The following is a 26931-nucleotide window of genomic DNA, read 5'->3' on the forward strand; positions in this document are numbered from 1 at the left end:
TTGGCATCCCAGAAGGATTGCCAGCGCCTTTTTTCTTTTATATTCAACGAATTACTATGGACTTCCGGCGCCATTTGAGCGATCGCTCCACCCCGTCCATCGGAATTTCTTCAAATTCTCCTTGCTTATCTATCTAGTAGTAGATAATATTTGACACATGGACGACGCGATGCCGGTAGCAACTGAAGCAGCAGCGCAGAAGCCAAGCAACAAAGGTTGTTTGTCAGTACCGGAAGCGGTCTTTTTTTTAACCCAGCGAATCTATCTAGCAGTAGATAGCAGCAAGAAAAAAGACCGCTACATCGCAGCACAGACATCGGCCAGCGATCCACACGAACCGAGATCGCCGGCTCTGAAAAGGAGAGCATCATGAACGCCAAGACCATCGTTACCGCCGCCGCCCTTGCAGCCGCTTTCGTTGCTGGCGCAGCCCAGGCCGCCCCCGCCGCTCAGAAGACTGGCGAAGTCTACGGTTACAGCTACCGCGTGCAAGACCAGCGCAGCGCCTTTACCGACGGCGCACGCCAAGGCAAGTTCGACTCGTTCAGCGAAGGTGCCCGCATCGGTAACCGCGACGCCTTCACCGATGGTGCCCGCGTAACGAACCGTGACGGTCTGGTTGCCGGCATCGGCAAGCGCGATGCCTTCACCGACGGTGCCCGCGTAACGAACCGCGACGGTCTGGTTGCCGGTATCGGCAAGCGCGATGCCTTCACCGACGGTGCCCGCGTAACGAACCGCGACGGCCTGGTTGCCAGCATCGGCAGCCGTGACGTCTTCACCGAAGGTGCGCGAGTTGGCAAGACCGACCCGTACACCGACGGTGCCCGCACCGTGGCAGGTCTGGACCTGAAGGGTGTATCGGCCAGCCCGGCTCGCACGGTAGACCCGTACCTTGACGGTGCCAAGGCTGCCCCGTTCGACCCGTACAGCGGCGGTGCCCACACCGTCGCCGGACTGGACCGCACCGGCGTATCGGCCCAACCGTCGCGTAGCTTCGACGTGTTCACCGACGGCGCGCTGGCCTGAGCCCCCGCAGCGGTTGCGGCCCGAGTTGCAGTAACGGGTCGCAACCGCACCGAATACCTGGAGTTAGATCATGACCTTGCGTGATACAGCCCTGATCCTGGGCGGCTGGGTGGTACTTTGCCTCACCAGCGGCGCAGTCCTCTCGCTGGTTGCGCAGTCGCTGTCAATCTGAGGGCGATCAGAAAGACGAGTGAACAACTGGAGGGTCCGCAGCCTCGACGGGCGCGGTCAATTGCCATGAAAACGCATTCCGTACGTGATCAACTGCTCGAGCACGCCTCCGTGCTGATCCGGCAACGGGGCTACAACGGTTTCAGCTATCGCGATCTCGCGGAGCTGGTCGGCGTAAAGACATCGAGCATCCACTATTACTTTCCGGCCAAGGATGACCTGGTGCTGGAAGTAGTGCGCCTCTACCGTGAACGCTCGCAGGCTCGCCTGGCTGCCATCGACACCTCGCTGCCGCTGCTTGAACAGGCGGAACGATATGTGGGGCCGCTGCGCAACGACATCGAGCTGAATCAGATTTGCCTGGCCGGCATGCTGTCGGCCGAGGTGATGGCACTGCCCGATACGATCCGCAAATACCTGCAGGAGCATTTCCAGGCCAACGAAACCTGGATCGCCAACCTGCTGCGCCGTACCGAGATCGAGAGCGGCCGGCCATATCCGGTGCCGCCGCAGGTGCTGGCCAAGGTGCTGTATGGCGCGATCCAGAACGGCATCATCACCGCGCGGATGTCCGGCTCCAGTGACCGGCTCGATGCCGCGGCAGACATGCTGCTCGGCGCGGTGCGTGGTTCGCTGTGCGTGGTGCCCCATCACGAACCGGTAGCCGCGTGAACGATTTTCTGGGCGCCCCGGTTCAGGCGCCCGACGCCCGCCGCCCTGCTCTCCTGGCGGGCGTCACCACTTTCTCCGACGCCGGGTTCGTTCTCCCGGCGGTTTTTTTTGGCATCGCCGCCTTCTTATCGGCAGTCTTCGCCGGTGCCGCAGTCTTTCCCGCCACCTTCTTCGTAGCCACCTTCTTCGTAGCCACCTTCTTTGCCGGTGCTTTCTTTGCCGGTGCTTTCGCAGCAGTTTTCTTCGCGGCAGCCGGCATGATATCGATCACCGCCCACGCCGGCGCATGATCGCTCGCCTTCTCTTCCCCTCGCACCCACTTGTCGACGCCCGCGTCGCGCATCCGTAGATCCGGACTCAGCAGCAGATGGTCAATGCGCAGGCCCGAATTGGTTTGCCAGTGCTGGCGAAAATAATCCCAGAACGTATAGATCCTTTCGTCGGGAAAGCGCTCGCGCAATGCATCGGTCCAGCCCTGCGCAAGCAGCCGCCGGTAGCACTCGCGGCTTTCGGGCTGCAGCAGCGCGTCCTTGAGCCATGAGCGCGTGTTGTAGATATCGTCGTCGGTGGGCACCACGTTGAAATCGCCGGCGATCACCACCGGGTGGCCGCTATGCAGCAAGCCCTGCGCATGCTGGATCAACCGCTCGAACCACGCCAGCTTGTAGTCGAACTTCGGCCCGGGCTGCGGATTGCCGTTCGGCAGGTAAAGGCACGCGATCAACACGCCTTCCACCGCCGCCTCGATATAGCGGCTCTGCGTATCCGCGTCGCCACCCGGCAGGCCGCGCCGCACCTCCACGGGGTCGGCACCCTTGGCGAGGATCGCCACGCCATTCCACGATTTCTGGCCATGCCAGATGGCGCCATATCCGGCCGCGCGGATCTCTTCGATCGGAAAACCCTCGTCCACCGCCTTCAGCTCCTGCAGGCAGGCCACGTCAGGCGCCTCGCGTCCGAGCCAGTTCAGCAGTGCCTGCAGGCGCGTGCGCACGCCATTGTTGCGCGCGGATTTCCTGTCGGTGTCCGATCACTGTATATTTATACAGTCCCGCGATTCCATTGTCATTTGCGCCTTGCCCATCACCTCCGCCGATCCGCCCCGCTATACCGTCGCCGTGCGCACCCTGTGCGAGTTCACGGCCAAGGCGGGCGATCTCGACCTGCGCTTCACGCCTTCGCCCACCGGGCAGGAAGGCGTGGCTGGGCACGGCGTGGTGACCAGCCGGCGCGGCCCCGGCTACGAGGCCGAAGTGGCCCTGTCGGGGGATTTCGAAGGTTTGCGCGTGCGTGGCCGGGCCGATGGCTACAACCCGGTGACCAACCGCGTCGAGGAAATCAAAACCGTGCGCGGCGAGAAGGTGGAGATTCCGCCGAACCACCAGGCGTTGCACTGGGCCCAGGCCAAGATCTACGGCTGGCTGCTGTGCGAGTCGCGCGAACTGAAGCAGATCGACGTGGCACTGGTCTATTTCGATATCGTCAGCCAGCGCGAGCGCGTACTCAGGGAGCGCTTCGACGCGCAAGCGCTGCGCGAATTCTTCGAGGATAGCTGCCGCCGCTTCATGCATTGGGCCGAACGCGAAGCGGCACATCGCCTGGCCCGCGATGCCGGGCTGCAGACGCTGGCCTTTCCGCATGGCACGTTCCGCGATGGTCAGCGCCTGCTGGCCGAATCGGTCTACAAGGCCAACGCAACCGCGCGTACGCTGCTGGCCCAGGCACCAACCGGTATCGGCAAATCGATCGGCACGGTGTTCCCTGCCCTCAAGGCCATGCCGGCGCAGCGTCTGGACAAAATCTTCTTTCTGTCCGCGCGATCCACGGGCCGCGCCGTGGCACTGCATGCCACGCGGCAATTGCGACAGAACACCGACGAAACCCCGCTACGTGTGCTGGAACTCACCGCGCGCGACAAGTCCTGTGAGCATCCGGACCTGGCGTGCCACGGCGAATCGTGCCCGCTCGCACAGGGCTTCTACGACAGGCTGCCCGCCGCGCGCGACGCCGCCAGCCGCGCGCCGCTGCTCGATCGCGCCACCACGCGGGACATCGCCCGCGCGCACGATATCTGCCCCTACTACCTGGCCCAGGAGATGATCCGCTGGAGCGATCTGGTAGTGGCCGACTACAACTACTATTTCGATCGCAGCGCACTGCTTTACATGCTGACCGCGCTGAACGAATGGCGTGTCAGCGTACTGGTGGACGAAGCGCACAATCTTGTGGAACGTGGCCGCGCGATGTACACGTCCACGCTGGATCATGCGGCGTTCCGTGGCGTGCGGCTGGCCGCGCCGGGCGCGCTGAAACGCCCGATGGACCGCGTCTACCGGCAATGGAATTCCCTGGCAAAGTCGGGCGAGGCGGCGTATGAAACGCGCGACGACGAACCCGCGGCTTTCGTCGAGGCCCTGATCCAGCTCTGCACGGCCATCATCGACGACATGAGCGAGCATCCGCAGCGGCATGACGCCACGCTGGAACGCTTTTACTTCGATGCGATGCACTTTCTGCGTCTGGCCGAGCAGATGACCGAATATGGTGGCAAGCATTCGCTGTTCGACATCACGCGCACGCCGCGCAACAAGTCGGGTGTGGATGCCGACCTCTGCGTGCGTAACCTGCTGCCCGCCCCCTACCTGGCCCCGCGATTCGCGGGTGCCCATTCCACCACGCTGTTTTCCGCCACACTGCAACCGGCCGACTACTATCGAAACCTGCTGGGCCTGCCAGCGAGCGCGGTGTGGGTGGAAGTGCCATCGCCGTTCCAGTCCGAGCAGCTCGACGTCCATGTGGCACGGCACATCTCCACGCGCTATGCCCAGCGGCAGCGCTCGCTGCCCGCCATCGTTCGGCTGATGGCCGAGCAGTTTGCAAGACGGCCCGGCAACTACCTGGCTTTCTTCAGCAGCCATGAATACCTGCAGCAGGCGGCCGCGCTGCTGACCGAAAGCCATCCCGATATCCCGACGTGGTCGCAGGCACGCGGCATGACGGAAGCCGGCCAGACAGCATTTCTCGATGCATTTGCACCGGGTGGCCAGGGCATTGGCTTTGCGGTGCTGGGTGGCGTGTTTTCGGAAGGCGTCGATCTGCCTGGCGATCGCCTGATCGGCGCCTTCGTGGCCACGCTGGGCCTGCCTCAGGTGAATCCGATCAACGAGCAGCTGCGAGAGCGAATGGACGCCGCGTTCGGCCAGGGCTACGACTATGCCTACCTTTATCCGGGACTGCGCAAGGTAGTGCAGGCGGCGGGCCGCGTCATCCGTACCCAGCAGGACCGCGGCGTGGTCTGGCTGATTGACGACCGCTATGCGCGGAGCGAAGTGCGGGCGCTTTTGCCGGCATGGTGGGAAATTCTGACCGGCGCCCCGCCCAGCGCGCAACCGCTGTCGCTGGCAGAATGACGGCTACGCCGCCGGCGCGGAATTCGCGTGCCGGCGCATCAGACAACCGTGCCCGAACGGAGCCTCGCCGATGAGCATGACCCGCAGCTTTGCCACCACCGAACCCACGCGCGCGGAGATCGATGCCCTGCGCGGCGCCACGATCCTGGAGTTCGGCACCGACTGGTGTGGCTTCTGCCAGCGCGCACAGCCGCTGATCGAAACCGCTTTCGACGAACACCCGGCGATCGACCACATCAAGGTTCAAGACGGCAGCGGCCGCCCGTTGGGAAGATCGTTTCGTGTGAAGCTGTGGCCCACGCTGATCTTTCTGCGCGATGGCCAGGAAGTGGCCCGTCTGGTGCGCCCGAACGCGGCTCGGGAAATCACCGAGGCGATGCGCAAGATCGACGGGTGATTACCCGCAAAACCGGGCGGCTGGTTCGCTTTGTCCCACTGAACGTTCGATTCGTCCCTTGATGGCGCGCGAAGGCCGGCGCTAAGGTTGTGGCTCTCTTCGCCACGACAATATCAAGGAGACAACGCGTGTTTCAGCCCCAACGCCGCAAGGTCCTCGGCCTGGGCATGGCCGCCGCCGGCACGGCCCTGCTTCCACAACTCCCGTTCGCACAACCCGCTGCCAGACCAGGCGGCACCCGCCTGATCCTGCTCGGCACCAAGGGCGGCCCACGGGTGGGCGGCTCGCGCTCCAATCCCGCCAATCTGCTGCTGATCAACGGCGTCCCCTACGTGATCGACTGCGGCACGGGTGTGTCGCGTCAACTCGTCAACGCGGGCGTGCCGCTGTCGGCACTGCGCTATGTATTCATCAGCCACCACCATTCGGACCACGATCTCGAATACGGCAACCTGATCTATAACGCGTGGGCCACTGGCCTGAACCAGACCGTGCACACCTACGGCCCGAAAGGCACGGCCGAGATGACGCGCACGTACTGGGCGCTGAACCGCTTCGATATCGACACGCGCATCGCCGACGAAGGCCGCCCCGACATCCGCAAGCTCGTGGAGGCCACCGATATCACGGACAACGGTGTGGTCCTGCAGAATGCGGACGTCAAGGTGACCGCGTTCCGCACGCCGCATCCACCCATCGTCGACAACTTCGCCTACCGCTTCGAGACCGCCGACCGCACCATCGTGTTCTCCAGCGACACCGCGTACAACCCGAAACTGGCCGAGTTCGCCAAGGGTGCCGACGTGCTGGTGCATGAGGCGATGTACGGCCCGGGCATCGATGCGCTGGTCGCGCGCGTGGCCAACGGCGCCACCATCAAGAAGCATTTTCTGGAAAGCCACACGCTGACGGAAGACGTCGGCCGCATCGCCGCGGCGGCGGGCGTGAAGACGCTGGTGCTGAGCCACTTCGTGCCCGGCGACGACGATCGCATCACCGATGAAATGTGGGCGGCCGATGTGCGCAAGCACTACAGCGGGCGGATCGTCGTGGGTAAGGATCTGATGGAGGTACGGTAGGACCCGTGCGGTGCCTGCGTGCTCCGCAAGGTGTTTTGGAGGACGCAGCCCGCGAGGGGAGAAGCCCGGTTTCCAGCCCGTTTTGAAAAAAACGCCCACGCCGGGACACGACGTGGGCATGAAGACCACGGATGCGGTGTCCGTGGCCGACAGATCGTAGGCAATTTTTTCAAATCCGATTGCCAACAATTGTGTCGGCAAGCATCGTTGACGCGTGCGTCGCACACGCGCTTGGGCCCTTTCAGCCGGCCCGATAGCGTAGCGGCAGCCAGATCGAGAACGTTGCGCCCTCGCCCGCCGCGCTCTTCAGCATCACACGCCCGCCGTGCCGTTCGGCGACGGTTTTCACGAAGACCAGCCCCAGCCCGCTGCCCGATGGCGCGTCGCTACCCGGTGCATGCACGCGGCTGAATGGCCGGAACAGACGGGCCTGGGCCTCCGGCGCAATGCCCGGCCCCTGGTCGGTCACCTCGATGGCCATGTACGGCCCGAGCCTGCGCAGACCCACCGTGACCGGCGCCCCGTCGGGGCTGAACTTGATGGCGTTGCTGACGAGGTTTGCTATCGCGCGCACCAGCAGTGCCGGCGCGGCCCGCAACGTCACACCATCGCCATCGAGATCGAGCCTCAACTCAATGCCGCGCGACTTGGCCAGCGCCCACATCTCATCGGTGGCATCGAGCACCAGCGCGGTCAGCTCGACATCGGCAAACGCCAGGCTTTGCGATTCGGCCTGCGCAAGCCGGATGAAATCGTCGGCCAGCGCCAGCGTGCGGTACGCGTGCTCGCCGATGCGGCCCAGCAGCTCCGGCTGCGGCAAGGCCCGCTCGGGCCGCGACTGCAGGTCGATCAGCGCCAGAATCGAAGCCTGCGGCGAACGCATGTCGTGCGACAGGAAGTGCAGCGTCTGCTCGCGCTGGCGTTCCGCCCGCCGCACGGTCGTGATATCGATCAGACTGACGATGACACCGGCCGGGCGCCCTGCCTCGCCGTGCAGCGGTGCGCCATGAAGCAGGTAGCGACGATCGTCCTCGGTGGCCAGCTCCACGCCATGCGAATCCGATGACGACGTCACGGGGGCATCGGCATCCAGCGCGCCACACAGCGCGTCCCAGTACGCCAGGCCAGGCCCGGGCACCGGAAACAGCGTCTCGATGATGTCCGGCAGGCCGGGACGATCGAGTCCGCCATAGGCATCGGCGTGGTGCGCGGCATAGCCGTCGTCGGCGGGGAGTCCACCCAGGCCCGCCGGCTGGGGCAGGTCGTTGATCCCCTGCAGCACGGCGGGAACCAGCCCTACCGCGCGGCGATTGGCCACGAGGATGCCGCCATCGAGATTGCAGATCACCGTCGCCTCGGGCAGGCTTTCGAGTCCGTCCGACAGAAAGCGGCGCATGTCGCGCAGGCGCGACGTCATGTCGTAGACGGCCTGCATGCGGCCATCGAGCGAATGATCGACGCGCGTCGGCGCGCCAAGCAGGCCCGGCTCGCGCACCAGCCGCGCCAGTTCCTCCGACAGAAACCGCAGCGCGGCTTCCTGGCGCCGCCAGCTCCATAACGGATACACCAGCAGACAGCCAAACACCGCCGCGGACGGGGCGAACCAGAGCTGCATGCTGCCCACCAGCATGATGCTGCCGCCGATCAGCGCCGCCACCAGCACGGCCACCGCAATCAGCGCGTCGCGTGGCGTGAGCATCCACGCGGCCAGCGCCGCCAGCATTACGGGCAGCAGCGTCGCAAACCAGCCAGCCAGCGATGGCACCCGCACGATGCCCGTGCCATCGCGCAATGCCTGCAGCACGTTGGCCAGGATTTCCACGCCACTCATTCCACGGCCGTTGCGCGATACCGGCGTGGTGAACACATCGCCGATGCCGGTGGCCATCGCACCAACGATCACGTATTTGCCGCGAAAGAACCCGGCGCCAAGCTCGCCGGACAGGACATCGAGCACCGACACCCGCTGAAATGTGCCCGGCGGCCCGGCGAACGGAATCCGCAGGCGGTCTTCGCTGATCCAGCCCGCGCTGTCGATACGCCGCGCGACTTCATGGCGGAACGACGCCGGCGACGGCGGCGACGCCTGGCCGTAGGCGGCCATCGCCGCGGCAAAGTGCCAGGCCGGCGCGACATTGCCGTCGCCCTCTCGCAGATATACCGAGCGGGCCAACCCGTCGGCATCGGCAGTCATGTTGATATGGCCGGTGGTCGTGGAGAACGCTTCGAGGGGGCGCCGCATGACAGGGCCGGTCGCTCCCGATTCCGCCACCACGGGCAGGATCACGTTGCGCGCCCGCGCAATGGCCTGTGCCAGCTCCATGTCATCGGCGGGATATCGGATGTCCGGCTCGGACAGAATCACGTCCATACCGATGACACGCGGCTTGTCCGCCGCGATATGGTCGATCAATGACGCCAGTACCGTGCGCCGCCACGGCCAGCGCCCGATCGCGCTGATGCTCGCGTCGTCGATCGCCACCAGCACGATATCGTTGCGCGGCGCATGTGGCTGGCTTGAAATGGAGAAATCGAGCACGGCCAGGTCGGCGCGCTCGAACCATTTGAAGCGTGCCACCAGCGCCGTGACGAGCACCACGGCGACCAGCAGCAGCACCCACTCCACGCGGGTGCGGCGATGAAAAAAGGCGGCAGCGGTGCTAGCGGACACCCGTCTCGACGCCACGGTCCATGCCTCCCATCAACACCACGCCGCCGCCCGCGTCGCGCAGGACGGCGCGTAGTTCGATGCGCTGCGGCGCCGAGAATGCGCCACCCGTCGGCACATCCGTGCCGTCGGCGCGCGCCACCCGGACATAGTACGTGCCGGCCGCCGGGCGCGGCACTGCGAGTTCGTTGCGTTCCGCACGCAACGTCACGAGATTCCGCCCGAAGCCCGCATCGCTGGCCATCTGCAGGATGTAGCCCGACTGGGCGCCCCGATCTTCCGGCCAGCGCACCAGCAACTCGGCGCCATTGTCGCGGGCAGCGGGCACGGGTGGCGCCGGCTCTACGCGCAGGCGTTGCGCGTCGCCCCACGGCCCCGGTTCCCCGCGCGCGTCCAGCGAACGCAGCCGCCACCACCACTGCCCGTCGGGCAGTTTCCGGCTTGTTTCCACATCGGTCTCGCGGCGCACATCGCTCTGCCGCGCAAAGCCCGCATCGGCCGCAATCTCCAGCTCATAGCCCGTGGTACCGGGCACGGCCGCCCACCGGAACTGCGCTTCGCCGCCATAGGCCACGCCATCGGGCCGTGGCGTCAGCGAAAACGGCGCTGGCGGATTGCGTCTGACGGTGATCGGCAACACACCGGCATGACCGGCCAGGCCATCGGCGTCCAATGCCTGGACGGCCACGAACAACGCGCCATCCGGCAAATTGTCGAGTACCGCTTCCGGCACGGGCACCTCGGTGCCCAGAACCCATTCCGTCAATGCCGGGTCGCGCGCCACGCCCAGGCGATAGCCCGACGCGCCCGGTACCGCTGGCCATTGCAGCGTCAGCGCAGCCGTGGTCACGGGCTGCGCCACCGGGACCAGCCCGGGCGCCGGCAGCAGTGGCACCGGCTTGCCCAGCCGGCCATGCGCCGATGCATTGACGCCGAATCCGGCGGCCACGGCCTGCTCGCCGGTAGTGCGCGCGCCGACGCCGACCTTGCCCTCGGCAACCTCGCTGCGGCTGCCCGCGCGGTCCACGGCAACGCGATAGCGCGTGCCGCGTACGCCGGTCACCATCAGCGGCGTGCGGATTTCATAGCGGCCAACCCCACCGCCCTGCGGCGCCACACGCGAATCCGCCGCCCCGCGGCCCAGGTCGATCCGGGTATCGGTCAGGCCGCTGCGCGCAAAGGCCCGCAAACGGCGCACCGTGACCGACGTGGCGGCCGGCAGCGCCACGCGCGTGCCGTCCGGCAGTTCGAGCGTGACCGCGCCATCGGCGCCGGTTTCGATTTGGGAGGATTCGGGAAGCTGCATGCCAGCCTGGACGGGGCGGCCATCGGCCTGAACCTGTCCGCGCGCGAACACCACTTGCGCCACGACCGGCACCACGGGAATGCTGGCCAGCGGGATGCGAATGCGCGTCCCAGGCACCAGCCGGTACGGATCGGCAACGCGGTTGCGCGACTGCAACAGGCGCCAGTCATCGGGATGCTTCATATAGCGCGCGGCAAGCCCGATCAGCGTGTCGCCTGGCTCGACCTCGTAAATGAAGTCGCCGCCCTGGCTACCCGCGGGCCCCGCCATCGCACCGCCAGGCAGAATCAGACCAGCCATGCCGGCGCAAAGCGCCGCGCGGCCAAGCCAGCGCCGCTTACGCATCGCTCGTGCCGGCACCGGCGCCCTCGAAACGATAGCCGTGCGAATAGACCGAACTCAGGCGCACCCCGTGTTCGGGACGCAGCGCCAGCTTGATACGCAGGCGCGAAATATGGGTATCGAGGGTGCGTGAACCGGCATCCATCGCCCTGCCCCAGACGGCCTGCTCGATGACCTCGCGCGACAGCAGCCGGCCAATATTGCGAAACAGGAACAGCGCCAGGTCGAATTCGCGCGGCGACAGGTCAACGATCTGCCCTTCCAGCGCAATGGCGCGGCGGCGCGCGTCCACCACGTAGTCTCCCTGGCGGATCAGCTCATCGTCATGCACGGCCTCCGGATAGGCCCGGCGCAGCAGCGCACGCACGCGCGCCACGAACTCCGCTGGACGCAGCGGCTTGGCGAGGTAATCGTCGGCGCCCACGCTCAGGCCCGCGACGATGTCGGCTTCATCGATACGGCTGGTCAGGAACAGGATGGGCGGCAGCCGGCCCGAGTGCTGGCGCACCCAGCTGACCAGCTCGTAGCCGCTGGTATCGGGCAATTGCCAATCCATCAGGATCAGGTCGAACGCCTGATCGCGCAGCGCGCGCAGGAACGCGGCACCGGTGGCAAAGCTCGTGCAGCTGAAACCCGCTTCCTCAAGCAACTGCCGGATCTGCCCTGCCTGGGCAGTATCGTCCTCCACTGAGGCAATTCTCATCTACTTCCCTCTGATCATTGCGGCCTGTGTCTGGCACGGCGGCGTCATGTTACCGAAACGCGCCATGACGCGTCGAGGCCACGTTAGAGGGGAGGCACCGTATTGGGTGTTGCACGCACGCCGCAGACAAATGGCAGCACCGTTTTGAACTTGCGGGCGTAATAAAAACGTGGCCCGCGGCCCAGGACGGGCGGCGGGCCACGCACATGGCTGCGGAGGCTTACTGCAGCATGTAGGTTTCGTATTCCAGCCGGTCCAGCTTGCGGTCCAGCAGGTACAGCGACAGCGCCACCACGATCAGCAGCGATACCGCGAAGCCATACCCGTACCACGCCGGTCCCAGCGAAAGCGTCAGGCGGGTCAGCACGAAGTTCAGGACCACGAAGGTGCCGGTCAGCAGCAGCACCTCGCGGCGGCGGTCCAGGTAGAAGTAGATGTTCAGCACGCCCAGCAGTACCACCTGTAGGCTTGCGCCGATCACATCGACATAGAGCAGCGGCAGGTACAGCTCGGAGATACCCAGCAGCCGCAGCAGCCAGCCGCCCACCACGAACAGCAGCAGCGAAGCGATGGCCTGCACCTTGACGATCTCGTACAGGCCAAGGCGGATGGTCTGCACCATCGTATTGCGCATGTCTTCGATGTGCTCCAGCGAGCTGCCGCCGCGCACCGCGTTGTAGAACGCGTCGTAATACTCCACGAAGTCGGTTTCAATACGCACCAGGAACACCGCCATGCCGGGGATGATCGCCAGGTAGGCCAGGAATACCGGAATGTCGTAAATGATCGACGCATGCAGCGGCCCGATCACGGGCTGGCCCGTGGATGGCGCATACCAGAACATGAATTTGTCGATCCAGATGCCGAGGTTGTAAAACAACCCGATGGCCACCAGGCTCGGGTATGCATAGCGCCGCTGAAAGACCTCGAACGACATGAAGCGATGGCTCGTGTAGTTCCGGTAGATCAGCGTAATCATGCCCACCAGCAGGCATAGCTGGCCGAACACGAAGCCGCCGAGCAGCCCCTCCAGCCCATGCGACCGCAATCCCAGCGCCGTCAGCACGGTAATCGTGTATCCGACGAAGAACGTCCACACGATAGCCTTGTACTGCTTCATGCCCGACAGGAAAATCGCCGCGATCCAGATGTTGCTCATGATCACGAAGCCCGCGATCATCAGCAGCCGGTACAGCACCGACTGTTCGTCGAACGCCCACACCGCGCACGCCAGGCCGATGGCGCCTGCCAGCACGGTGCAGAGCAGCGCCACGGCGTGGTAGTTCGACAGCACCATGTCCGCGCGCTTTTCGAACAGGCGGTCCGACGTGAAGCGCGTAAACGATAGCTGCATCGGCCCGGTCAATATCAGGCTGCACGCTATCAGGTAAGTCACCGACACCTGGAACTGCGTGATCAGCGCGCCGGGAATCACCCATCCGATCGACAGCAGCCCAATCAGCAGAATGCCCAGAATCGACAGGACCCACGGGCCGGAGCTGATCACGCCAGCATAGGCGTACGCGCTGAGCATGCCCGACAGGCTATCCCGCCGGAGCATCTTGCGAAGTTCGAATCCAATCCCGGCCATGTCAGCGTCCTCCTGCCTGCGCACCGTGGTGCACCGGGCACTTCGCGGGGCTGGCGCCGTGCTCGCGGCGCGTGTTGTCCGGCATTGTCATCAGCTCCGAATAGAGCGTGCGATAGCTGCCCACCATCTGTTCCTGGGTGTAGAACTTCTCCACGCGCGCGATGCCCGATGCCTGTGCGGCCTGCCAGCGCTCCGGATGCTGCAGCAGGCCCAGCGCAGCACCCGCCAGCGCGGCCGGATCGGCAATTCGCACCACGTCGCCCGCGGCGCCCAGGTCGGCGTCCTCGCCAGGCAGGCCGAAGATCAGTTCGGCGCACGATCCCACGTCGGTGGTCACGCACGGCACGCCTGCCGCAAAACCTTCGAGCACCACCAGCGGCAGCGCCTCGGAGATCGAACTCAGCACCAGCACGCCTACCTTCGGCAATAGCTCGTCGATCTTCTGGAAACCCAGGAACTTCACCTTGTCCGCCAGCCCCAGGCTTTCGGCCAGGCTGCGGCATTCCCGCGCGTATTCCGGGTCCTCATCCTCGGGGCCCGCGATCCAGCCCTCTGCCTCGGGGTACTCGCGCACCACGGTCAGCATGGCGCGGATGAACGTCTTGATGTCCTTGATGGGCACTACGCGGCCAATCAGGCAAAGCACGGGCGGCACGCCAGGCGCGCGCTTCTCGCGCAGCGCCGACAGACGCGGCAGGTTGATGCCGTTCGGAATATTGCGCGTGCGCTCGGCAGCCGCACCGTCCAGCACCTGGCGGCGGCGGTTGCCTTCGTACAGCGCCGTGATTTCGTCGCCGGCCTCGTAGCAGACCCGGCCCAGCGTTTCGAAAAAGCGCACCCAGAGTTCGCGGAAATAGCTGATCTGGGAAATGTCGCGTTCGAAGATGTTGCGGTTGTCACGGATCCACTGGCTCTGGAACAGATCGATCTTGCGTTCCTTGGTGTAGATGCCATGCTCGGACACCAGCAGCGGCCGGCCGTTGCGATGGCGCAGCATCGCGCCCAGAAAACCCGCGTAGCCGGTGGACACCGTGTGATAGACCTTGGCCGGAATCAGGCCGTCGGCAATCCGCACGAGCTGCCACAGCGGCTTGTGCATGATGCGGATGGTCCAGAAGTAATCCGTGAACGACGGGTCCGTGCAGAACGTGCGGTACTGGTCGGTGATCGTGTCCCAGGCACGCTTGCTGTACAGGAACGCATCCTCGGACAGCGCCCCGCCCTCGCGCAGCTGCGGCATCAGTTCACGTATCAGCTCGCCGGCTTCGGCTTCCTTGCCCGGCTCGCGCAGCAGTTCGTGAAGTTCGTCGGAGCGGTCGAACGCATGCACGTCGCCGGGGGTGCCATGCACCAGCGGCGGCGGCGGAAAGTCGTACAGGAAATGGGTTTCCAGATGCACGACGTTGTCGGGCAACTGGTAGACCATGTCGCCATAGTCCTGGCGGCGGCTGCCGATGAAGACGATGCCGAAGCGGATATCGGGAAACGCGCGGATCATCTGGTTGACCCAGCTCGACACGCCCCCGCTTACATACGGGAACGTGCCTTCCAGCAGCAGCATGACGTCGGCGGACGTTCCCTTGACCAGAATTTCGCTCATGATTGCCAATACCGCAGCAGAGGCCGCACCAGCGGGAGCGGCGAAGGACTGTCGAAAGCCGCCATCAGGCGGCGCACCGCGGCGTAGTCGCGTTCCAGGTAGGCCGCTTCCGCCAGCAGCGGCAGCACGCGTTCGCGCGCAAAGCCCAGTGCTTCGGCACGGCCAAGGAAGTCGCGCGCCTCGCCCGGGGCATTGCGGGAAAGCGCCAGGCGGCCACGCATGTACCACAGGGCTGCATTGCTATCGTCGATCTCCAGCGCGGCGCTGGCGTAGCGCTCCACCTGACTGGCCGTGTAGCGATAGACATCGCCCTGCACCAGGTTCTGGTAGATCAGTTCCCAGTACAGATCGGCCAGGCGCTTGTTGATTTCCAGCTTTGCCTGCGGGGTAACGGCGGCTTCCAGGCGCGGCAGCTCGCCGAGTATCTTCTGCGTCAGCTGCTTTTCCGCGCCGTCCAGCATGCCGTAGGCCAGCAGGCGGATATCGTCGGTGCTGTCGGCCAGCAGTTCGCGCAGCACCGGGCTGGCCGTGCGCGTCGGCATCGACTGCATCGCCACCAGGGCCGTCATGCGCTCCGGCAACGGCGCGCGCGTATTGCCGAGCTGCGCGCGCAAACGCGCGCCGCCGCCATGCGTGACGCGCTGGATCAGATGCGTGACGAACTCGGGCAGCGCCACCGACGCGATGCCAGCGCTGTCTCGTTGCCGGGGGAACAGCTTCGAGAACAACAGGCTGCCCAGACAGACCAGCGCGCCGCCCAGCGGCACGAAAAAGCAGAACCCTGCCAGGTAGGCGTAGCTCCACACGAACGGCGTGCGAAAGCGCCGCGGCAGCAGGCGCCACAACGCCAGCCCGAGCAGCGCGGCGGCGGCCGCCTGCAGGCCCAGGAACGACAGCAGCAGCGGCAGGCCCGTGTCGCCACGGAACAGCAGGTACAGGGCCGATATCTGGATGGCGGTGCCGCCGATGGTCAGCTTGCCCATGCGTCAGCCCGCCTGCGTCTGGCCGGCGGCCGGCGCGGCGCCGGAGCCTGGCGTGGTGCCGGCGGTAACGGACGCCGTGGCATTGCCATCCAGATGGCAGCGATGCTGCAGGCGCACCAGCGCTTCTTCCGCGCCGGCAGCCGGCACGGACAACGTGTACACGCCGATATGCGCGCTGGCGAAATCGGTGCCGAACTGCGCGCGCAGCATATCCTCGATACGCACCAGGTAGGCCGATACCGCCTGGCTGTCCGACAGCGGCATCAGCGTCAGCATGGCACGCTGGTGCGCGCCACGCGCCGGCCAGGCCACGTCCAGTGCCCGGCGGCTGCGCACCACCTGCTCGAACAGCGCGTCGCGTGCTTCGTCCAGATCGAACACCAGGGCCACCACGGAGCTGTGGACGCCGGTTTCGCGGCGCAGGCGCGACAGGCGCGCATAGTCCAGCGCAAAGGCGTACGGAATCGCCGGGGCCAGCTCCTGAATGCCGTGCGTGGCCTGGGCATGCTCCACGCCATCGGCGTAGTAGCCCATCAGCACCATCAGCAATTGCAGGTTTTCATAGGTCAGCGAGAGGAACGGCATGCGCTCCACCACCAGCACACCGATCAGGCGGTCGGACCCGGCCAGCACCGGAGCCACGGCCACGTAGCGGGTCTGTGCTTCCTGCTGCAGGCCCGTGGTGCGCAGATGCGCCAGTTCGCGCGTGTCGATGCAGTGCCGCACGAGCGGATCGTCGACATCGAGCGTAAAGCCGGGACCGATCGACGCCACCGCATCCGGTACGATTTTCTCGCCCTCGCACGCGAACAGCGCCGCGCCTTCCACCTGGCAAGCCTGTGCCACCACTTGCAGCATCGGCTGCGCGCCGGCCAGGCGCTCGGCCTGTGCACCGCGCGCGGCGTCCTGCAGCGCCACGGCACGCAGCTGCGACAGCGTGTCGCGCAGCGTGGTCGGGCGGGCCAGCAGGTCGTTTTCGAGCCGAGCATGCGAAATGCGCAGCAGGTAGTGGTTCTTGGTGAGCGCGGCAAGCCGCTCGTCCAGGTAGCGGTTCACGGCGCGCGCACGTGCCAGCCGCGTGTTCCAGACATCGCCGAACTGCCCGGCCACCAGCACCAGCAGCAGGCCGCCCAGGAAGAACATGCGCGGGAACGCCTCGTGGTGCGCACCAATGCCGTCAAAGAAGAACCAGCCGCCCAGCAACATCAGCACGGCACCCACACCCACCAGCGTGCCGTAGCGCAGCGCCAGAATCACCGGCAGCAGCCACGCCCACGGAAAGCCCAGGCCCAGCAGCAGCGGGTTCTGCGGCAGGATCACCCAGGCGATGGCCAAGGCCGCCACCATCACGATGATCATTTCCAGCACGGCCGCCGCTCCGCCTCCCGCGGGCGCCAGCCAGCGCGCATAGCGCCCGCCAAGGCTGATGCCCTGCCCCTGGCGAGTCGTCTGGCGCTTTTTTTCCGCGGTGTTAGCCACGCTTGTCACCCGTCCTTGTTTTCAACTCTGTTCAACCTGACCTGTTCTCAGCCCTGCATCAGCGGGGCCAGCAGGCGGCGCAGCAACTTCTGCGCCACACCCGACAGCGACTCGCGGCTCCAGCCCGCGTTGCTGCCCGTGGCCGACCAGACCACCTGGCCGGTGGCCACGTCGATCAGTTGCAGCGAGATACCCACGGCCGGCTCGCCATCGACGCCCACCTTGTAGCGCCATTCCTGCACGGCACCGGTCAGCGCATAGCGCGCGCGTTCGCCACGTGCCCATTCCAGCGCCTTGCCCACCGATTCACGCTCGGCCGGCTCGAACAGCGTTTCCGGGTTCAGCGCGGCCGGATAGCGCTTCAGGTTGGCCACGCCGCCGGTCTTCAGCAGCGATTCCGCGATGGCTTCGGCACGCAGGCCGGCCTGCGGCGTTTCCGTGTAATTGACGATCGGCAGCACGGCCACGGTGTCGCCAGCGGCCATCTGCGGCGCGCGGCCCACATCGGTCACGGCGCAGCCGGCCAGCCACAGCGCGGCGCCGATTGCGGCACCCCATGCCATCAGCCGGCCCATGCGGGTATTGGTCCTGTTCATCTTAGATCCCCCTCGTTATCTTGAAAAAATCAATAGAGCCAGCGATAGCGCAGGCCAACTTCGGTCAATGGCGTGCCCGTGGTGCGGGCCGCGGTGTCATGCGAGACATACAGCGAAAGATGATCGTTGCCGAACACCGATCCGGCTACGCCAACCTGTCCCCGGAAGTTGTGCCCGGCGCGCGTGTCGTACAGTGCGCCGGCCTCCAGGAACGGCCGCCACTTGCGGGTGTAGTCGTCGATCAGGTCGGTGCCGAAGCCGAACAGCACACCGGCCTGCGTGAAGCTCTGCGGCATGTAGAACGCCGGCGTCGCATCGTCGTTACCGGCCGGCAGCAGCCGCTGCATCGTCGAAGACAACGTGCCGCCATTGGCGCTGTAGATGCCGCGCGTGCCAACGATGCGCACCGTGTAGTCCGGATACTGCGTGCGGATACGGTAGCCGGCCTCGACGTCGAATACCATGCCGTGGCCCAGTGCCGTGCGGTCCTGGCCGTAGAAATGGTTGTACTGCACGCGGCCGCCGATGAATTCGCGCAGGCCCAGCCGCCATGTGGCGCCAAGCTCCACGACATCCTTCATGCCGCCCACGCGGAGTTGCGACGATTCGTCGGCCGACTGGTTGTAGCCAAACGTGCCGGTGTACTGGATGCGGCCTTCCTGGTTCCAGTTGCCGGTCAGGCGGGCCGTGGTAAAGCCCTGCAGGCCATCGCGCCGGCCCACGCCGAGCAGCCAGTTCTTCTGGCTGTCCCGATAGCTCAGCCCCAGCTCGGCGCGGCGGTCCGATGCGGGCACGTTGTCCAGTTGCGTGCGGTCGATGCTGCGCTGGTCGCGGAACACGCCACGCAGATTCACCGCAAAGCCGTCCCACAGGCGCGCGCCGCCAGCCAGGCTGTACTCGTAATACTCCAGTGGCTTCTGGCGCTGGAACGTAACGCGCGGCTCGATGGCCTGGGCGTTGAACAGCAGTGCGTCTTCCAGCGTTTGCTGGAGCGTATCGTCGGTACGGGCCAGTTCCTGCGTTTCGAACGCCTGCGTCTGCGCGGTGGACAAGCGGTCCAGCTGGCGGTTGGCTTCGATCTGGCTCGTCACCGGTACACGCCCAGCCTGCCGTTCCATGATCCGGCCAAGCTGGTCCATGTCGTTGCTATCGAGCGCGATCGAGATTTCGGCATAAGCGGGGCGCTGCATCCGGTCAGCGTATTGCCGGGCCAGCCACGCTCGCGCGAGATCGTTCGATTCGGACGACATCGCCCACGCCAGCGCCGCCTCGCGGCCCGCCGCCGAAAGCTGGTTCTGCCGACGGCGCTGCGCCTCGGTCAGCGCTGCCGGCGGCGCCACGTCCAGCGACGGCAGGCCCGGCACATTGCCCAGTTGCGACGATGACTTCCGATCGCTCGGCGTCGTACGGCCCGCTGCCACTTCGGCGCGATCGCGGCGCAGCATTTCGATCACCAGGCTGCGCGACACATCGCCCGATGCAAAGATCTGGCCCAGCGCCACTTCCTGGCGGCGCAGGTCGGCGCGCGCGGGTCCGTCCTGCGCATCGTCTTCGTCATCGCCTTCCGAGGCGTTGGCCCAGTTCGCGCCGCCGGCCGCCCACGTGTGATGCAGGTCGATCCACGCCTGTTTGCGGATACGCCAGGCCGTCGACGTCTGGCCGATGGCGTCGTACGCATCGGCGGTCAGGCCCAGCCAGAGCGGATCGGCGTTCTTGCCCTGCTGCATCTTGTGCAGGTAGTGCAATGCGGTGCGGCCATCCTGAAAACGCATGGCACCCGCCGCGTACGCGCCCCATAGACCCGGGTCGTTTTCCGCGCTGGGCTTCAAACGCTGCATCACCGCGCGCACTTCGCTATCGGTGCCCGTATCCACGAGCGCCCACAGCAGCGCGCCGTAGGTCTCGCTGTCCGCGTCGGCCTGCCCGGCGGCACTGCGCAGGTCAGCCAGCGCGCGGTCGCGGTTGCCGGTCAGGCGCCAGTACTCTGCCCGGCGCATCAGAAACAAGGCCGACGATTCGGCTTCGGCCTTCTGCTCGGGAGTCAGGTCGGCCAGCAGTTTCTCGATGCGGCGATAGGCGTGCGCGCGCGTGTAGTAATACACCGCGAGCTGGAACTGATCGAACTTGCCGCTTTTGCGCCAGCCCGCTTCGGCGATACGACCCGCGTCGATGGGCGAGCGGTCGTAGTACTGGATCATGTTCGAAAAATCCGCTTCCTCCGTATCGCGCACTTCCGCAACGCAATCGTTGCGGGCGGCGCCGGGCGGAAACTGCATGCAATGATCGTCATGGGTCTGCGCCATCGCGAACATCATCTGGCGATAGCCGTCCTTGAGCAGATCCTCGCGTTGCGTCAGGCGGGCAAGCTCGGTGTACGTGCGCCAGTACAGCAGGTCCTGCGGGCCTGCCTGGCTGCGCGCCGGCAGCAGCGCGTCCATCGCCTCGTTCAGGCGGCCCCGTACGAAGAGGATGTTGGCGCGCTTGACCGCGTAGCGCGGCCGGGCGCCGAAGCGCTTCTGCAACTGGCCGTAGAGCTCGAAGGCGCGATCGTCCTTGCCCGCGCGCTCGGCCAGGTCGGCATTGCGCTCCATCACCTGGCGCGCATTCGGACCATTCGCCAGGCCATCGAGGAACGCCATGCCGGCCTCGGGTTCGCCGAGCCGCTCGTAGGCGGCAATCACCTCGTCGATCGTCTTCAGGTCTCCGCCCGCGGAACGGTGACGCAAGGCAGCCAGATAGGCGCGGTCGTCGTTGAGGCCCGGCGCCAGGCGCATCACGTTGTTCCAGGCGCGCTCGTCGTTGGTGGCCTGCGCGTATTCAAGCCAGCTCTGCAGCGCGACCGTCGGCTGGCGGTTCCATTCGGAAACCTGCGCCAGGCGCTCGCGCCAGACCGGCTCATTAGGCAGCCGGCGCACGGCGGTCTGCGCCACGCTCTGGGCCTGATCGAGCTTGCCCGCGGCCAGAAACACCCGATAGGCCAGGTCGTAGTCGTCGGCGTTGAAGGACTTGCCCGCTGCCACGGCGGCGGCCACTTCGTCCTTTGCGGTGGCCTGGGCTTCGGCCTGCGTAGGATTGCCCGGACCCGGCTTGGGCGCGGCCTGCGCCAGCATCGGCGCCACTTCCGCGTGCACGCGGCGCATGCCGAAATCGTGCATCTGCTCGCGCGCGGCCACACCGCGCGGGCCGTCCAGGAACACATAGCCACGGGCCAGCCACGGCTCGGTGTCCGATACACGGCGCATGGCGGCGCGCGCCTCGTCGCGGCGCAGCTCGGCCAGCGCGATCCGTGCAGCGTCCGATGGCTTGCTGGCCGACAGTTTCAGCAGCCGTTCGACGTACTTTGCTGCGACATCCGGCTTGTTGGCGGCCAGCGCCAGCTTCGTCAGGTAACGCAGGACCTCGGCATCGTCGAGCAGCTTGCCGCCGCGGCGCTCGGCTTCGACCAGGGCTTCGTCCAGCAGGTTGCCCGATTGCAGCGTCTGCAATGCCTGCAGGAACAGCGTGCGCTGTTCATAGAGGTTCTTGGAGCGTGCCTGCGCGTCGAACAGCGCCTGGGCGGAGTCGCGGTAATTGCCGCCGGCCAGCGCGATGCTGGCGAGCTGACGGTTATAGAAATCGAGATTGGCCGGGTCGCGCCGGCCCAGCGCGCGGAACAGCACGCCGGCCGCGTCGGCATCGCCGATCTGGCGCGACTGCGTGGCCAGCGTCTGCAGGTCGGCCAGCGACCAGCGGCGCATGGCGGCGTCGCCGGTGGCCTGCTTGAGCAGGTCCTTCATCAGCGTCAGGCGCTCGGCACGTTCCGGCGAATCCGGCTGCGCCGCATAGGCGCGCTGCTGCGTGATCTCGATGCGCGTGCGCAGGATCTGACCGGTCAGATCCTGGCCCTGCACCGCCATCATGCGTTCGAGCATCTTCTCGGCGTCTTCCAGCCGGCCGCTGCGCGCGTACTGTTCGGCCAGCACGCTCATGAAGCTCGTGTCGTTGGGCGCCACGCGCGACCAGGCTTCCAGATAGGCCACGGTCAGGCCATCGACCGTCCGGCCCTGGCCAAGCAGGCGTTCGCGCAGCGTTTCGCGCGGGAACATCAGCGCCAGGCCGACTCCCACCATTGCGGTAAAGGTCAGAACCAACGCCGGCGGCAACAGCCGCTCGCGCTCAGGCGCCGCAGCGGACTTCGACTTGTTGCTGGACATGGATCGGATCATTCACCGCAGGGGTATCGAAACGCAGCGTGTTGTTCTCGCGCACGCCACGGGCGGGCTTGCCATCGATCGTCACGCTGCACTGGCCGGCATTGGCGAGCCGGAAGAACGGCTTGTAGTAGCCGGAGAAAGCAAAACGGGTGGTGTTGCCGTCGCGGCGCCAGTCGCGCACCAGGCCGTTGGCCTCGGGCAGTTCCGGCACGGCGCGCGTGGCCGCCGGCACGAAGCCGAAGCGCGCATTGCCGCCGTCCAGGTGCACATAGACGCCACCGCCGGGCGCCGGCGACGAGCCGGTCACGCCGCTTGCCGAGGCCACGTCGGGCACGCCCGCGCCGCTCCAGCGCAGGTTGCGCAGGTTGCCGTCGCCGCGCACGCGCCACGCGCCATCGGCCGCCGCGCCGTCGGCGCCATCGCCAAGTTCGCGCGCCACGGCCATGCTCTGCCAATCGAGCACCTTAAGCACGTAATCCGTGGAGTGCATCGGCAACAGGTTCTGCGTCAGCACATAGTCGTACACCTTGCGCAGCGCCTTCAACGATGCCGCCTTGGTGCCCGCGTAGCTGTGGTAGTAGATATTCACGGCCTTGAAGCGATACGGCTTCTCGGTCATTTCGAAGGTCTCGATCACGCGTTCGAAACCGTAGTACGGACCGCGCCACAGATTCGTGTAAACGTTCTCGTTCTGGTTGGTCGCGAATACCTGGAACGTGTGATCGGCCTTGTGGATGCCCAGCGGCGCGATGGCGGTCCAGGTGGGATTGCTGCGCGTGATCAGCGTGTCGCCGCCGTTCATGTTCAGCACACCCGCGGCATCGGTCAGCTTGATCGCTTCTGGCGGGGCCTGGCAGTCGCCGGGCCACAACAGCATCTTCACCGGCTTGTTCGGCGACAGCACCTTGTTGATGTAGTCGATGGAGCCACCGATCTCGCGGTTCAGATCCAGCTTGTAGCCGGGGATCGCCAGGTGGTAGTCGTCGTCGCCTTCGGTGACGCGCGCGTCGTTTTCATGGCCCGGCACCGTGCGACCCCATTCAAACGGGTGCGAATAGGTGTGGCTGGCCACCTCGACATACGGCTGCGCGAAGATCTTGCGCGCGATCGGCTCCAGTTCGGGGCTCAGTTTCGGATACATGCCCGTCTTGCCTACTTCGCCCTCGATCACCGACATCGTCATCGGCAGGCGATAGCGGTCGAAGATTTCCCGGAGCAGCACGTCGCCGGAGAAGCCGCCGCCCGGTATCTCGGCCTTCGAGGCAAACCCGTCGCCATCGATATGGATCGTCAGCAGGCGGCGCCCGCTCTCGGTGGTGGTGTCGGGTACCGGCATCGGTCGCAGGCGCAATGCCTCGCGCAGGAAGTCGAGCGGCTGCACGATCCAGCGGTCCTGGTCACTGGAGGAATTCTGGCGAATGGCGTAGTTCTGGCGCACCGCGTAAGGGCCGGTCACATAGCCGCCCCACTTAGTAATGGCCGCGGCGTCGTAGGTCACGGCACCCGCGCGCAAGCGCAGCAGCGAGCGCGTGTTGGCGGCCCCGTCCTGTACCTGCACGGCGACCGCCTCGGTGGCATCCGGCGCCACGGGCTGCTCGAAGCCGAGCATCTTGTCCTGCGACACGATCTGCACGGGCCCCGACAGGCGCCCCTTGACCGTCTTCAAACCCAGGTTCCGCAACAGCGGACTGCTTGCGGGCATGCCGAACCCGTTCATGAACGCGACGGGCACGCCCTGCTCGGTCAGTTTTTCAAGCCAGGCCTGGAAGCGGCCCGCGTTGCGCGAGAAATAGCCGTTGGCCCAAACCACCACGCCCGCGTAGCGGTCCGGCGTGATCTCTGGCAGCGGATCTCTCGTCTCGGCAAAATCGACGCGATAACCAAGGTAGTTGAGCGGCATCGACACAAAGCGCACACCCTCGCTGTTATCGATCGACACGCCCGGCTGGCTTTCCTGCAAGACCAGCACGCGGCGCGGCATTACCTCGATCTGGCCCACGCCCACGGTCTGCAGCCCGGAATCGGTCACGTACGGCGTAATGCCGAGCGCACGGATGCGGCGCGCGGCATCGCGCTGGCATTTGCGGTCGGCCGGCGGGCAATAATCGATCGAGATAACCGGCAGCTTGTACTGGTCACGGATGATGCGGGCCTGGTTCAGCAGCCAGTCGCGGTCCTGCTGGCTGACCTCGGTGTAGGCGCCCTGCGCCTGGTTCCAGCCCCGGAACAGCGATTCGAACACCACGCCATAGGCCAGCGAATGCACCTGCGGCAGGATCTCGAAGCCTCGGTTGAACAACAGCTTCGCGTCGGGATAGCGCGCCTTGATCGCCTGGATCACGCGCACCATACCGGCTTCCTGCTTTGCGCGGTCGGCGTCGGTCTTGGCTACCAGGTGGTACGAATCCATCGTATCGATGAAAAAACCACGGTAGCCGCGGTCCCACAGCGGCGCGATGACCTTATCGACGTAAAAGGCGGGCCAGCCTTCGGCGGCCTGGTCAACCACGCGGGCATTCCATGCGTCGTTGCTGCCAGTGAGCCACGCCTTGGGGATGTCCTTGAAGTAGGCGCGGCTGGGCAGCACCTCGCCCAGGCTCACGTAGGCGAACCAGGCGGTATTCGGGGTCTTGGCCTTGCGCGGGTCGAAGCCGCTGTCAGGCTCGACGACAGCCACGTCGAACGCCTGCAGCAGGTCGACGGGCGGCTTGCTGCCGTAGTGGAAGGCCACGTTGGGAGCGGCCGGCGCCTGAACCGCCGGGGCCTGAACCACCGGGGCCGGGGCCTGGGCCAGGGCATCGGCCGAGGGCGTCAACGCGCCCAGCACGACCGCACCCAGCGATGCGACGACCGCGACAGCCAGCATCGCATGGCGGCAAGCATGCGATGCCGCACGCCCTGGCGCATGGTTGCCAACTTCATGGAAAAGCCCCCGGAAAGAACGCTGCAATCGCTTCACTCGCTGTTGTCCGCTTTTTTTCGGTGTTGGTTTGGCGCGCGGTTGTGCTGCGCGTCCGGACGCATCCGCCTGTGCGGCTCGCGCCCCGCATTATGCCGTCTGCCCGTATTCGAACTAGTGTTTTCGCTAATTCACGAGCAGGTCGGATGCTAGGTCATTCGCCACGGAGAGATTGTCAAAAATTGTGCCGAATGGTCCGTGACATATGCAGGACATGGGCGAGTGCTATCACGCCGGGTATTGGCACGGCACGAACCTGACCACTGCAGGAAAATGCGGCTGCAAGAATCGCCGGCGCAATACCGGCGGCGGGCGCCGCGGCCCGCGTGTCGCCATTTCTGGCTACAAATGCATGGACATTGGATTCCCCGTTCTATCGTTCGGCGCATGCGACGCCGCGTTTTCCGGCATGCGCGCGCATTCACGCGGCTGCCGGGTTGTGGTTATTGGCGCATTGTCATGGCATCACCCATTGGTAGCCATAGTCCATATGGAGTAGTCTTGCGCGGCCGAATCTGTGGCAGCGATGAAGCGTGCGCGGACCGGCGTTACCGGATCGTACGAACTGTCGGTACCACAGATATCGAAATGCGTGTCATGTGATCGGCTGGATTTGGTCTGATGTCCGACAAATGCTGAAATGATCTAGAAATCTCTAATATCTGCTGTTCGCATGCCGAAATACCGTTAGGGGCTAAGTCTGATTGACACGCGAAAAAAAACCGGCAGAATGGCTGCTCGCATGTGCACCGGCCTGTAGCGTTTTTGCTCCGGTTCGTTTGGGCAACATGCTTGGTCGGGCAATCACGCTCATCTGAAATTCAAGGTTGGATAGATATATGGAAACCGGTACCGTTAAGTGGTTCAACGACGCCAAGGGCTTTGGCTTCATCACCCCGGACGCAGGCGGCAACGACCTGTTCGCGCATTTCTCGGCGATTGAAGGCAATGGCTTCAAGTCGCTCAAGGAAGGCCAGAAGGTCCGCTACGTGAAGGCGATGGGCCAGAAGGGCGAGCAGGCCACGAAGATCCAGGCCATCTAAGCCTGAATCGCCGGGCCAGTTATCGGCCTGGGAAGCCCCGCTTCGGCGGGGCTTTCTGCTTTTATGTGGATCGATAATGTATTGCCTTGCTGACGTTTTGACCGCCCGGTCGATTAACTCGCGAATGGCATGGATTGTCGGGATTCCGCTTGTCGGCATATATATATGCGCGACAGAAGTTGCACATGCTCAATCGCTGAGCAACTTTGGCAACGATCCGTTTGCGCGGGTTTCTCATGCCATTGCCGACTGCCCCGAGCCGGCCGGACCGAGGGTTTCCGAGGCTGAATGGAAACGCGAGGCGCATCACCGCATCGAGGAAGGCAACCACTGCTATGCGGAAGGCCGTTGCCGTCTGGCCAACTCCTATCAGTACGACAAGGGCATTGCCGACGCCCTGCAACGGCGGTTGGCGGACCTGCGCCGGACCATGCCCGCCTGGCAGAACAGTTCGCTATGGATCATGGTGCGCGGGCGTTGGCTGACCGTGCAGGGTTGCGTGCCGGCGGATTTCAAACGCGCGACGTTCCTGTCGGCCCTGCGTGAAATCCCCGACGTGGAAAAGGTGATCGACCAGACCACCGCCACACCGGAACGTGGCGTGCCGTACGCAAGATACCCTGCTCCAGGTAATGTTTTCGGCACAAATCCGTCCAATCGGTGAAGTTGCTATAATCGCCCGACTCTAAAAACCCCGAAACCAGGCGCTT

18 protein-coding genes and 1 pseudogene are annotated in these 26931 nt (G+C 65.4%); 8 read left to right on the plus strand and 11 right to left on the minus strand.

Annotation, left to right across the window (positions count from 1 at the left end):
* Window positions 1-157 precede the first annotated feature (157 nt).
* From AC3FLX_RS16970 to AC3FLX_RS16980, 3 genes are all read left to right on the plus strand, one after another.
* Window positions 158-373 (plus strand): hypothetical protein, encoded by a 216-nt coding sequence (locus tag AC3FLX_RS16970; protein WP_488698430.1) that lies wholly within the window; start codon window positions 158-160, stop codon window positions 371-373.
* Complete coding sequence (locus AC3FLX_RS16975; RefSeq protein ID WP_488698432.1) at window positions 370-1029, plus strand: copper resistance protein CopQ; 660 nt, start codon at window positions 370-372, stop codon at window positions 1027-1029. Before AC3FLX_RS16970 ends, AC3FLX_RS16975 begins: the two co-directional genes overlap by 4 nt.
* A gap of 237 nt (window positions 1030-1266) precedes the next feature.
* Window positions 1267-1872 (plus strand): TetR/AcrR family transcriptional regulator, encoded by a 606-nt coding sequence (locus AC3FLX_RS16980; protein ID WP_488698433.1) that lies wholly within the window; start codon window positions 1267-1269, stop codon window positions 1870-1872.
* Window positions 1873-2101: 229 nt separating this feature from the next.
* Here AC3FLX_RS16980 and xth read toward each other — a convergent pair.
* Window positions 2102-2866, minus strand: a pseudogene (gene xth / locus AC3FLX_RS16985) (exodeoxyribonuclease III); the annotation flags it as partial.
* An 82-nt stretch (window positions 2867-2948) separates the two neighbouring features.
* On the opposite strand from xth, the gene AC3FLX_RS16990 reads away from it, so the two are divergent.
* From AC3FLX_RS16990 to AC3FLX_RS17000, 3 genes are all read left to right on the plus strand, one after another.
* On the plus strand, window positions 2949-5282 hold the full coding sequence (locus AC3FLX_RS16990) for an ATP-dependent DNA helicase (RefSeq protein WP_488698435.1): 2334 nt from the start codon (window positions 2949-2951) through the stop codon (window positions 5280-5282).
* Between the two features lie 70 nt (window positions 5283-5352).
* Window positions 5353-5679 carry a thioredoxin family protein gene (locus AC3FLX_RS16995; protein WP_488698437.1) on the plus strand — a complete coding sequence of 109 codons (327 nt, stop codon included), beginning with the start codon at window positions 5353-5355 and terminating at the stop codon, window positions 5677-5679.
* A gap of 128 nt (window positions 5680-5807) precedes the next feature.
* Complete coding sequence (locus tag AC3FLX_RS17000) at window positions 5808-6758, plus strand: MBL fold metallo-hydrolase (protein WP_488698439.1); 951 nt, start codon at window positions 5808-5810, stop codon at window positions 6756-6758.
* 241 nt (window positions 6759-6999) lie between these two features.
* Here the strand turns inward: AC3FLX_RS17000 and AC3FLX_RS17005 are convergent, their stop codons facing one another.
* From AC3FLX_RS17005 to AC3FLX_RS17050, 10 genes are all read right to left on the minus strand, one after another.
* Entirely contained in the window at window positions 7000-9429 is a 2430-nt protein-coding gene (locus AC3FLX_RS17005; protein WP_488698441.1) for a CHASE2 domain-containing protein, read from the minus strand.
* Entirely contained in the window at window positions 9419-11077 is a 1659-nt protein-coding gene (locus AC3FLX_RS17010; protein ID WP_488698443.1) for a FecR domain-containing protein, read from the minus strand. The genes AC3FLX_RS17005 and AC3FLX_RS17010 overlap by 11 nt, the downstream gene beginning before the upstream one ends.
* Complete coding sequence (locus tag AC3FLX_RS17015; RefSeq protein WP_488698445.1) at window positions 11070-11777, minus strand: response regulator transcription factor; 708 nt, start codon at window positions 11775-11777, stop codon at window positions 11070-11072. The genes AC3FLX_RS17010 and AC3FLX_RS17015 overlap by 8 nt, the downstream gene beginning before the upstream one ends.
* Window positions 11778-11997: 220 nt before the next feature.
* Complete coding sequence (gene pelG / locus AC3FLX_RS17020; RefSeq protein ID WP_488698447.1) at window positions 11998-13368, minus strand: exopolysaccharide Pel transporter PelG; 1371 nt, start codon at window positions 13366-13368, stop codon at window positions 11998-12000.
* Window position 13369: 1 nt separating this feature from the next.
* The gene (pelF, locus tag AC3FLX_RS17025; RefSeq protein ID WP_488698449.1) at window positions 13370-14968 is read right to left on the minus strand and encodes a GT4 family glycosyltransferase PelF; all 1599 of its coding nucleotides are present in this window, start codon (window positions 14966-14968) and stop codon (window positions 13370-13372) included.
* Entirely contained in the window at window positions 14965-15951 is a 987-nt protein-coding gene (locus tag AC3FLX_RS17030) for a tetratricopeptide repeat protein (protein WP_488698451.1), read from the minus strand. The genes pelF and AC3FLX_RS17030 overlap by 4 nt, the downstream gene beginning before the upstream one ends.
* Before the next feature lie 3 nt (window positions 15952-15954).
* The gene (locus AC3FLX_RS17035; protein ID WP_488698453.1) at window positions 15955-17439 is read right to left on the minus strand and encodes a PelD GGDEF domain-containing protein; all 1485 of its coding nucleotides are present in this window, start codon (window positions 17437-17439) and stop codon (window positions 15955-15957) included.
* 38 nt (window positions 17440-17477) lie between these two features.
* A complete protein-coding gene (locus AC3FLX_RS17040) occupies window positions 17478-18026 on the minus strand; it encodes a penicillin-binding protein activator LpoB (protein ID WP_488698455.1) in 549 nt (182 codons plus the stop codon).
* 29 nt (window positions 18027-18055) lie between these two features.
* The gene (locus tag AC3FLX_RS17045) at window positions 18056-22219 is read right to left on the minus strand and encodes a tetratricopeptide repeat protein (RefSeq protein ID WP_488698457.1); all 4164 of its coding nucleotides are present in this window, start codon (window positions 22217-22219) and stop codon (window positions 18056-18058) included.
* A complete protein-coding gene (locus AC3FLX_RS17050; protein ID WP_488698459.1) occupies window positions 22182-25085 on the minus strand; it encodes a bifunctional glycoside hydrolase/polysaccharide deacetylase family protein in 2904 nt (967 codons plus the stop codon). The genes AC3FLX_RS17045 and AC3FLX_RS17050 overlap by 38 nt, the downstream gene beginning before the upstream one ends.
* Window positions 25086-26017: 932 nt before the next feature.
* On the opposite strand from AC3FLX_RS17050, the gene AC3FLX_RS17055 reads away from it, so the two are divergent.
* Window positions 26018-26221, plus strand: coding sequence for a cold-shock protein (locus tag AC3FLX_RS17055; protein ID WP_008650922.1), 204 nt, complete (start codon window positions 26018-26020; stop codon window positions 26219-26221).
* A 124-nt stretch (window positions 26222-26345) separates the two neighbouring features.
* Window positions 26346-26885, plus strand: coding sequence for a BON domain-containing protein (locus AC3FLX_RS17060; protein WP_488698699.1), 540 nt, complete (start codon window positions 26346-26348; stop codon window positions 26883-26885).
* The last annotated feature ends 46 nt before the right edge of the window (window positions 26886-26931 follow it).

The sequence above is a fragment of the Cupriavidus sp. 291-E7 genome, assembly GCF_057798835.1.

Bases quoted from the DNA above. Each gene is read 5' to 3' on its own strand.
- AC3FLX_RS16970 (WP_488698430.1), top strand. From the start codon at position 158: ATGGACGACGCGATGCCGGTAGCAACTGAAGCAGCAGCGCAGAAGCCA.
- AC3FLX_RS16975 (WP_488698432.1), top strand. From the start codon at position 370: ATGAACGCCAAGACCATCGTTACCGCCGCCGCCCTTGCAGCCGCTTTC.
- AC3FLX_RS16980 (WP_488698433.1), top strand. From the start codon at position 1,267: ATGAAAACGCATTCCGTACGTGATCAACTGCTCGAGCACGCCTCCGTG.
- AC3FLX_RS16995 (WP_488698437.1), top strand. From the start codon at position 5,353: ATGAGCATGACCCGCAGCTTTGCCACCACCGAACCCACGCGCGCGGAG.
- AC3FLX_RS17010 (WP_488698443.1), bottom strand. From the start codon at position 11,077: ATGCGTAAGCGGCGCTGGCTTGGCCGCGCGGCGCTTTGCGCCGGCATG.
- AC3FLX_RS17015 (WP_488698445.1), bottom strand. From the start codon at position 11,777: ATGAGAATTGCCTCAGTGGAGGACGATACTGCCCAGGCAGGGCAGATC.
- pelG (WP_488698447.1), bottom strand. From the start codon at position 13,368: ATGGCCGGGATTGGATTCGAACTTCGCAAGATGCTCCGGCGGGATAGC.
- pelF (WP_488698449.1), bottom strand. From the start codon at position 14,968: ATGAGCGAAATTCTGGTCAAGGGAACGTCCGCCGACGTCATGCTGCTG.
- AC3FLX_RS17030 (WP_488698451.1), bottom strand. From the start codon at position 15,951: ATGGGCAAGCTGACCATCGGCGGCACCGCCATCCAGATATCGGCCCTG.
- AC3FLX_RS17040 (WP_488698455.1), bottom strand. From the start codon at position 18,026: ATGAACAGGACCAATACCCGCATGGGCCGGCTGATGGCATGGGGTGCC.
- AC3FLX_RS17045 (WP_488698457.1), bottom strand. From the start codon at position 22,219: ATGTCCAGCAACAAGTCGAAGTCCGCTGCGGCGCCTGAGCGCGAGCGG.
- AC3FLX_RS17050 (WP_488698459.1), bottom strand. From the start codon at position 25,085: ATGCTGGCTGTCGCGGTCGTCGCATCGCTGGGTGCGGTCGTGCTGGGC.
- AC3FLX_RS17055 (WP_008650922.1), top strand. From the start codon at position 26,018: ATGGAAACCGGTACCGTTAAGTGGTTCAACGACGCCAAGGGCTTTGGC.
- AC3FLX_RS17060 (WP_488698699.1), top strand. From the start codon at position 26,346: ATGGCATGGATTGTCGGGATTCCGCTTGTCGGCATATATATATGCGCG.